General features: G+C 71.9%; 6 protein-coding genes. 2 read left to right on the plus strand and 4 right to left on the minus strand.

All coding sequences use genetic code 11. The annotated features are described in order from the left end of the window. Nucleotides 1-68: 68 nt before the first annotated feature. Nucleotides 69-1568 (minus strand): DHA2 family efflux MFS transporter permease subunit, encoded by a 1500-nt coding sequence (locus ACWGN5_RS26940; protein WP_453519670.1) that lies wholly within the window; start codon nt 1566-1568, stop codon nt 69-71. Between the two features lie 207 nt (nt 1569-1775). Continuing rightward, on the minus strand, nt 1776-2210 hold the full coding sequence (locus tag ACWGN5_RS26945; protein WP_453519672.1) for a MarR family winged helix-turn-helix transcriptional regulator: 435 nt from the start codon (nt 2208-2210) through the stop codon (nt 1776-1778). Between the two features lie 119 nt (nt 2211-2329). Here ACWGN5_RS26945 and ACWGN5_RS26950 point away from each other — a divergent pair, with 119 nt between their 5' ends. After that, the gene (locus ACWGN5_RS26950) at nt 2330-3457 is read left to right on the plus strand and encodes an NADH:flavin oxidoreductase (protein ID WP_453519675.1); all 1128 of its coding nucleotides are present in this window, start codon (nt 2330-2332) and stop codon (nt 3455-3457) included. Between the two features lie 186 nt (nt 3458-3643). Here ACWGN5_RS26950 and ACWGN5_RS26955 read toward each other — a convergent pair whose 3' ends face one another. Further along, entirely contained in the window at nt 3644-4306 is a 663-nt protein-coding gene (locus ACWGN5_RS26955; protein ID WP_453519678.1) for a response regulator, read from the minus strand. Beyond that, a complete protein-coding gene (locus ACWGN5_RS26960; protein ID WP_453519680.1) occupies nt 4281-5453 on the minus strand; it encodes a sensor histidine kinase in 1173 nt (390 codons plus the stop codon). Before ACWGN5_RS26960 ends, ACWGN5_RS26955 begins: the two co-directional genes overlap by 26 nt. A gap of 175 nt (nt 5454-5628) precedes the next feature. On the opposite strand from ACWGN5_RS26960, the gene ACWGN5_RS26965 reads away from it, so the two are divergent. Then, entirely contained in the window at nt 5629-7887 is a 2259-nt protein-coding gene (locus ACWGN5_RS26965; protein WP_453519683.1) for an MMPL family transporter, read from the plus strand. The last annotated feature ends 220 nt before the right edge of the window (nt 7888-8107 follow it).

The raw sequence follows: 8107 nt of genomic DNA on the forward strand, positions 1-8107 counted from the left end.
CGTGGGTGTGGGGGGGGTGCGTCGTTCCCCACCCCGCCCCCACCCCTCCACCAAGGACCTCCAGGCCGCTACGTGGGCGTAGGGGCGGTCTCGTTCGTCGTGGCGCCGTCGTCGTCCTGTGCCTCCGGCGCAGCGGGCTGCTCCGGAACGGGCGGAGTGCGGACCAGCAGCGCCACCAGCACCGCCAGCGCTCCGAGCACGGCGCCGACGCCGAATCCCCACCGGATGCCCATGGCCAGGGCGTCCGTGGGGGCGGCTCCGTCGGACGCTGCCGTGGCGGCGCGTCCCGACATGACGCTGATGACCAGGGCGGTGCCGGCGGCGGCCGAGACCTGCTGGAGCGAGCCCAGGATGGCGGAGCCGTGCGGGTAGAGGTGCGGCGGGAGTACGGCCAGTCCGGAGGTGAAGACGGGGGTGAACACGAACGCCATGCCGGCGCTCAGTGCCACGTGGAGGGCGAGCACCAGCCACGGCGAGGTCTGGGCGCTCGTGAGGGCGAACAGACCGAGGCAGAGCGCGGTGAGTGCGGCTCCGGGGACGACCAGCCGTGGTGCGCCGAGCCGGTCGTAGAGCTTTCCGACCTGCGGTCCGAGCAGGCCCATGGTCAGGCCGCCCGGGATGAGGAGCAGCCCGGTCTGCAGGGACGTCAGGTCGCACACCTCCTGCAGGTACATCGGCAGCAGGATGAACGCGCCCATGAGCGCCATGAACGACAGGCACATCAGGCCGAGCGCCACGGAGAAGTGCCGGAACGTCAGGGCCCGCAGGTCCAGCAGCGGTGTGGACGAGCGCTGCAGTGCCAGCTGGCGCCAGATGAACAGGCCCACCAGGACGGCACCGACCAGGGTCGTGGCCTCCGGGGGCACGACCGCCGGGGCTTCGTCCCCGGCGCCGAGGCCGCTCAGGCCGTAGACGAGGGCGCCGAAGCCCGCTGCGGCCAGAGGGACGGACAGCCAGTCGATCGGGCCCGCCTGCGGCTCGCCGATGTTGACCAGCTTGCGCCGGCCGAATATGGCCATGGCTCCGGCGATGGGCAGCACCGCCAGGAAGAGCAGGCGCCATGTTCCCAGCTGCAGCAGGACGCCGGAGGCCGCGGGGCCGAGGGCGGGTGCGACGGAGATGACGAGGGTGATGTTGCCCATGACGCGACCGCGATCGGTCGGGGGCACCAGGGTCATCAGCGTCGTCATGAGCAGCGGCATCATGACGGCCGTACCACTGGCCTGGACGACGCGGGCGACGAGGAGCACGGAAAAGGCGGGCGCGGCCGCGGCCAGCGCCGTACCGGCGAGGAACAGCGCCATGGCCAGGCCGAAGGCGGTCCTGGTCGTCACGCGCTGGAGGAACCACCCGGTCACGGGGATGACGACGGCCATGGTGAGCATGAAGGCCGTGGACAGCCACCCTGCCGCTGCCGCGGTGACCTCGAATTCGCGCATGAGGCGCGGGATCGCGTTGACCATGATCGTCTCGTTGAGGAGCACGACGAACGTGGACAGCACGAGGATCCGCAGCACGGCGCTGACACGGCCGGGCGGGAGCGTGGGGGTTGCGTGTGGTGCGAGCATGGCGCCTTCCGTCAGGTGAGTGTCCTCCGCACGAAGCAGGTCACACTGACTGACCGTGGCGCCGGGAAGAACTCATCGTTGCCCCCGATCCTGTCGGTCCGCCGCCATGCGCTCAAACCATTTTTCGGCCGCAGACGGTCAAGGCAGCACGCGGACGCGAGGGTTGAAGCGCGTCGTGAAGGTGGGGGCGGCGCCGAGCGGCCGGGGTCAAGCGGTGGGCCGAGGGACGAAGACTCGTTCCAGCAGGGTGTACAGGGTGTCCCGGTCCTGGCTGTCGAGCCCGTCCAGGCCCTCCTGCGTGGTGCGCATCTTCGCGCGGATCGCGTCGGTGACGCGCTCGCCCTCGGCCGTGAGGGTGACGTACTTGACGCGTCGGTCGGAGGCGCCGGCCTCGCGGCGCACCAGGCCGCGCTTCTCCAGCCGGTCGATGATTCCGGTCATGTTCGATGCGTCGCACGTCATGGTCTCGGCCAGGGCGCGCATCGCGGCCGGTCCCCGCCGCAGCACGGTCAGGGCCTTGCCCTGGCTCGCCGTGAGGTTCTCGCTCGCCGCCGCGACGGTGAAATCGCCGTAGTAGACGCCGAGCGACACGGAGAGCAGCTCCATGAGCTGGGCCGTGTCGACGCGGGGAGCTTCTGTCATGCGGGCCACTCTACCCGGAGATACTTGACTACCTCAATCATTGCGCTCTACCGTTCCCAGCATTGCATGAAGTTCTCAAGCATCAAGGTTGTCAAGCAGTTGCCACGAGGAGCGTCCCTGTGACCGTCACCGAGTCCCCCGCCTCCCGCGCGGCCGAGATCCTGTCCCGGCCCGTCGCGCTGAACGGCCTGACCGTCCCGAACCGCATCGCGATGGCGCCGATGACGCGCATGTTCTCGCCCGGCGGAGTCCCCGGCGAGGACGTGCGGTCGTACTACGCCCGGCGCGCCGCCGCCGGCGTGGGCCTGATCGTCACCGAGGGCACGTACGTCGGCCACGACTCGGCCGGGCAGAGCGACCGCGTGCCGCGGTTCCACGGCGAGGAGCAGCTGGCGGGCTGGGCGAAGGTCGCCGAGGACGTCCACGCGGCGGGCGGCACGATCGTGCCGCAGCTGTGGCACATCGGCATGGTGCGCAAGCAGGGCCAGGCGCCCTACGCCGACGCCCCGGCGATGGGCCCCTCCGGCATCCGCACCGACGGCACCGAGGGCACGGGCAAGGCCATGACCCAGAGCGACCTCGACGACGTGATCGGCGCCTTCGCCGAGGCCGCCGCGGCCGCCGAGCGCATCGGCTTCGACGGCGTCGAGCTGCACGGCGCCCACGGCTACCTCATCGACCAGTTCCTGTGGGAGGGCACGAACCGCCGTTCCGACGCCTACGGCGGCGACCCCGTGGCCCGGACGAAGTTCGCCGCCGAGATCGTGAGCGCGGTCCGCGAGGCCGTCTCGCCCGACTTCCCGGTGATCTTCCGCTACTCGCAGTGGAAGCAGGACGCGTACGACGCGCGGCTCGCCCACAGCCCGCAGGAGCTGGAGGCGATCCTCGCCCCGCTCGCCGCGGCCGGCGTCGACGCCTTCCACGCCTCCACCCGCCGCCACTGGATACCCGAGTTCGACGGCTCGGACCTCAACCTGGCGGGCTGGACCAAGAAGCTCACCGGCAGGCCCACCATCACCGTCGGCTCGGTCGGCCTCGACGGCGACTTCATCCACGCCTTCGCGGGCGAAGGAGCCCCGGTCCAGGGCATCGACGACCTCCTCGACCGCCTGGAGCGCGACGAGTTCGACATGGTCGCCGTCGGCCGCGCGCTGCTCCAGGACCCGGAGTGGGCGGCCAAGGTCCTGGCGGGCCGAACGGACGAACTCAAGCCGTACGACGCGGCAGCGGTCAACACCCTGAGCTGACCCAGACTCCACTTTCCGACCGACGGCCGGGCCACGGCCCGGCCCGGCCGTCGTCGGGAGCAGCTCACCAACCGGCACCACGAGCGGGCTCGGATCAGGTATCGACAGGGGCCGGGTCCGCAAGTACGCCTTGACAGTTTGAGATTGTCAAGGCGTCCTTGCTTCCTTCCAGGCCCGGCGCCCGGCTCAGGTTCCGGGGAGGATACGGCGCGTTTCGTAGGCCCACATCGCGATCTCGACCCGGTTGCGGGCGCCGAGTTTGGCCATCAGGCTGGCCAGGTGCGTCTTCACCGTGCTGAGGCTGATGTGCAGTACATCGGCGATCTCGGTGTTGGTCAGCCCGCGGGCGACGGCGAGGAGCACCTGCTCCTCGCGGGCGGTGACGGGCGAGACCGGCTGGGTCGCGGGCCGGCCGGCGGGCAGGTCGGCGAACGCCTGGAGCAGACGGACGGTGACGCTGGGCGCGATGAGCGCCTCACCGTCGGACGCCGACCGTACGGCCTGCGCCAGAAGGTCCGGTCCCGTGTCCTTGAGGAGGAATCCGCGGGCGCCGGCACGCAGCGCGCCGTAGACGTACTCGTCGAGGTCGAACGTGGTGATGACGACCACGGCCAGCGGGTCGGTGACGCCCGGTCCGGCGATCAGCCGGGTGGCCTCGAGCCCGTCGAGTGCAGGCATGCGGATGTCGAACAGGCAGACGTCGGGGCGCAGTTCGCGGGCCAGACGTACCGCTTCCTGTCCGTCGGCGGCCTCGCCGACCACCTCGATGCCGGGCTGGGCGTTCAGCATGATCCGCAGCCCGGTGCGGATGATGGTCTGGTCGTCAGCGACGAGGACGCGGATGGGCACCGCTCTCGGTCCTCCCTCGCGGTAGTTCGGCTTCGACATGCCAGCCCTGGTCGGTGCCGGGGCCGGCTTCTAGCGTGCCGCCGAGCAGCGTCGCGCGCTCGCGCAGTCCGGTAAGTCCGTATCCGGCACGGCCTCGGCCGGTGCGGTGGCCGTTGTCGCGCACGCTCACCCGTACCGTGTGCCGTTCCGCGGTGACCCTGACGACGACCTCGGTCGCGTCGACCGCATGGCGCATGGCGTTGGTCACCGACTCCTGCACGATGCGGTAGACGGCCGCGTCCACGGCCGGGGGCAGCGTGTCCAGTTCGCCGTCGAGACCCAGGTCGACCCTGAGGCGACCACCCGGGGTGCGTACCAGGCGCTCCAGATCCGCGACACCGGCAGGCGGCGCCAGCTCGGCGCCGGCCCCGCGGTCGCGCAGCGCGGCGACCATGGCTCGCATTTCCTCCAGGGTGCGCGCCCCTTCCTCCTCGACCCCCTCCAGCGCCTCGACGGCGGCGGACGGGTCGGTGCCCGCGAGCACCCGGCCCGCCTGGGCGCTGATCACCATGGCCGAAACGTGGTGGGCCACCGTGTCGTGCAGTTCCCGGGCGAGCTGCTCACGCTCGCGGGAGCGTACCTGCTCCAACTGCCGCTCGCGGGCGGTCCCCCAGAACCGCACGGCGGCCCCGATCAAGCCGGGCAGCGACAGGAAGACGAAGCCCCCGACCTGTTCGGCGGCCGGGACTTCGTCCGCGACGACCCCCAGCGCGAAGGTCGTGAGGATCACCGCGCTGCCCAGCACGATCTCCCGTCCCGATCCCCACCGGGGCAGCGCGTACACCAGCACGAGCACGACCATGCCGGTGTCCAGGCCGACGTGCTCGCCCGGTGCGGCGACCAGCGAGGCCAGCTGGAGCAGGATCACCGAGCCGAACCCCAGCGTGACCATCGCCAGTGGGTGGGTCCGGCGCCACAGGGGCAGCAGGCACAGCCATACGGAGAACACCACCGCCACCGGCCGCCACACGACGTTCTCGCGCAGGGTGGCCTCCAGCACCACAGCGCCCAGGCTCACGGCGAGCAGCGCCCAGTCCCGCCCCACCCGGGCGGGCGCGTCGGGTGGCCGGGGTTCGGTCCACAGGGTTCGCAGGTCGTCTCGCAGCACGGTTCTCAGCTTAGGGGCCGCGCCGTGCCGCGCATCGGCCGAAAGGACGGGGTACCACTCCGCCCAGGGGCCGACGGATCCGCGGCCCGCGGGCCGATGCCCCCGACCGCCGTGGCGACGAGCCTCGGTATCGGCGGCCGTACAAGGACGGCCGACGAGGTGGTTGGAGGACCCGATGCTCTCGAAAGCCCTGTTGCGCGTGGGCGCAAGCGCCGCCCGCCATCCCTGGCGGGTGATCGCGGCATGGCTGGTCGCCGCCACGCTCGCCGTCCTCGCCGCCGTCGCCGTCGGCGGGCGGACGGCGGATTCGATGACCGCTCCGGGACTGGACTCCCAGCGGGCCGCGGAACTGATCGAGCGGGCCGGCACCGGCCAGGAGGGCATGACCGCCCAAGTGGTCGTCACTCCCCTCGCCGACGGTGCGACGTTCCTCGACGACGGGGCGCGCGCCGCTCTCACACGGCTGCAGACCGAGGTGAAGCGACTGCCGCACGTGCTCGGCACGAGCGACCCGGCGGGGGCGCTCGACGCGGGCGGGGACACCGCCGTGCGCGGCGGCCTCGTCTCGGCCGACGGGCGGATCGCGGTCGTCCGGGTGCAGTACCCCGACCAGAGCCGGCTGTCGGCCGACGACCTCCACGCCCTCGTCGATCTCGGCGACCGGCTGCGCGCCGAACTGCCCCTGCGCATCGAGATGGGCGGGAGCCTCTTCTACGCCTTCTCCGACCCCGACGGCGGCGTGAGCGAGTTGATCGGCCTCCTCGCCGCGGCCACGATCCTGTTCCTGGCGTTCGGTTCGCTCGTCGCCGCCGCGCTGCCGATCGGCATGGCGGTCTTCGGACTGACCGTCGGGGTCGCCACGATGACGGTACTGGCGGGGGTGACGGACGTCCCCACCTTCGCACCGGTCCTGGGCAGCATGGTCGGGCTCGGAGTGGGCATCGACTACGCGCTGTTCGTGCTCGCCAGGCACCGGGAGTACCTCGCGCGCGGGCTCGATCCGCACGAGGCGGCCGGACGAGCGGTGGCCACGGCGGGGCGGCCGGTGGTCTTCGCCGGCGGCACCGTCGTCGTGTCGATCCTCGGCCTGGCGGTCGCGAACGTGCCGTTCATGACGGTGGGCGGGTTCGCCGTCTCGATCGTCGTCCTGATCATGGTGCTCGCGTCGGTGACGCTGCTGCCGGCCTTCCTCGGCGCGGCCGGCCCGCGTCTGGGCCGGGCCGGTCGGATCGGCCGGGTTCTTCGGGCCGGGCGGCTCGGCCGGCGGCGGGGCGCGACGCCGGACGCCGTCCCCGCCGCCGGGTGGCGGCGCTGGATCGGGCACGTCAGCCGGCACCCGGTGCCGTACGCGGTCGGCGCGGCGGGGCTGCTGCTGACGGCGACGCTGCCCCTGCTCGGCCTGCGCGTCGGCCTGCCCGACGACGGCTCACTGCCTCAGAGCCGTACCGAGCGCCGCGCGTACGACCTCGTCGCCGAAGGGTTCGGCCCGGGCACCAACGGTCCCCTCGTCATCGCCGCGGACCCCGCCGGTGTTCCGGGAGTGCTGGACCGTCTCGTCGCCAAGGTCGCGGCGGATCCGGGGATCGCGTCCGTCGCGCCGACCCACGTCGATCGGGCCACCGGCATCGCCACCCTCGTGGTGTTCCCGACCACCGGCCCTCAGGACAAGGCCACGACCGACACCATCGCCCGGCTGCGCAGCGACGTGCTGCCCACGGCGATCGGGCACGGCCCGGCCAGGGCGCACGTCGGCGGCGCCGCCGCGAGCCTGTCGGACGTGGGCCGGCGCACCAGCGAACGCCTGCCGGTGTTCGTCGCCGCCGTGCTGGCGATGTCGTTCCTGCTGCTGATGCTGGTCTTCCGTTCGGTCCTCGTACCGCTCAAGGCGGTGCTGCTGAACCTGCTGAGCATCGGCGCGGCCTACGGCATCATGGTCGCGGTCTTCCAGTGGGGCTGGGGAGGCGCACTCATCGGGCTGGAAGCGACGGTTCCGATCGTGTCGTTCATCCCGATGTTCCTCTTCGCCATCCTGTTCGGCCTGTCGATGGACTACGAGGTGTTCCTCCTCTCCCGCGTACGCGAGGAGTACCTGCGCACCGGCGACAACGGCACGGCGATCGTCGAGGGCATCTCGGGCACCGCCCGGATCATCACCTCAGCCGCCCTCATCATGGTGGCGGTCTTCCTGTCCTTCGCCGTCGCCGACGACCCCTCCGCCAAAATGTTCGGGCTCGGCCTGGCCACCGCGATCTTCATCGACGCCACGGTCGTACGCATGGTGCTGGTGCCGGCGACCATGACGCTCCTCGGCCGGTCCAACTGGTGGCTGCCGAAGTGGCTGGACCGGATGCTTCCCCACGGCCCGGTTGACACCGACGACACCGACGCGGAACCCTCGGGTGAGGCCCCGCATCCACGGCTGGTCGACCGCTGACCCAACTCCTGCCGACCCTTGGCTTCCGGCACCTCAGCGCGTCCATCAGGGGGCCTGTCGAGTCGTGAGCTCCGTGTCGAGACCGGCGTCGTGGCTGACGGGCCGGCCGCCTCTGGAGCCTTTCTCCTTCCCGGTTGGCGGCCTGGCCCTTCTGCTCCGGGATGACCGCCTTGATGCGGCGTGTGCGCAGGTTGGCGCGGTCGCCGGGGACGAGCACGCC

The sequence above is a fragment of the Streptomyces sp. NPDC055815 genome, assembly GCF_053616475.1.

What these genes read in the sequence shown, in the direction of transcription:
- ACWGN5_RS26965 (WP_453519683.1), top strand. Translation starts at nt 5,629, where the DNA reads ATGCTCTCGAAAGCCCTGTTGCGCGTGGGCGCAAGCGCCGCCCGCCAT.
- ACWGN5_RS26945 (WP_453519672.1), bottom strand. Translation starts at nt 2,210, where the DNA reads ATGACAGAAGCTCCCCGCGTCGACACGGCCCAGCTCATGGAGCTGCTC.
- ACWGN5_RS26940 (WP_453519670.1), bottom strand. Translation starts at nt 1,568, where the DNA reads ATGCTCGCACCACACGCAACCCCCACGCTCCCGCCCGGCCGTGTCAGC.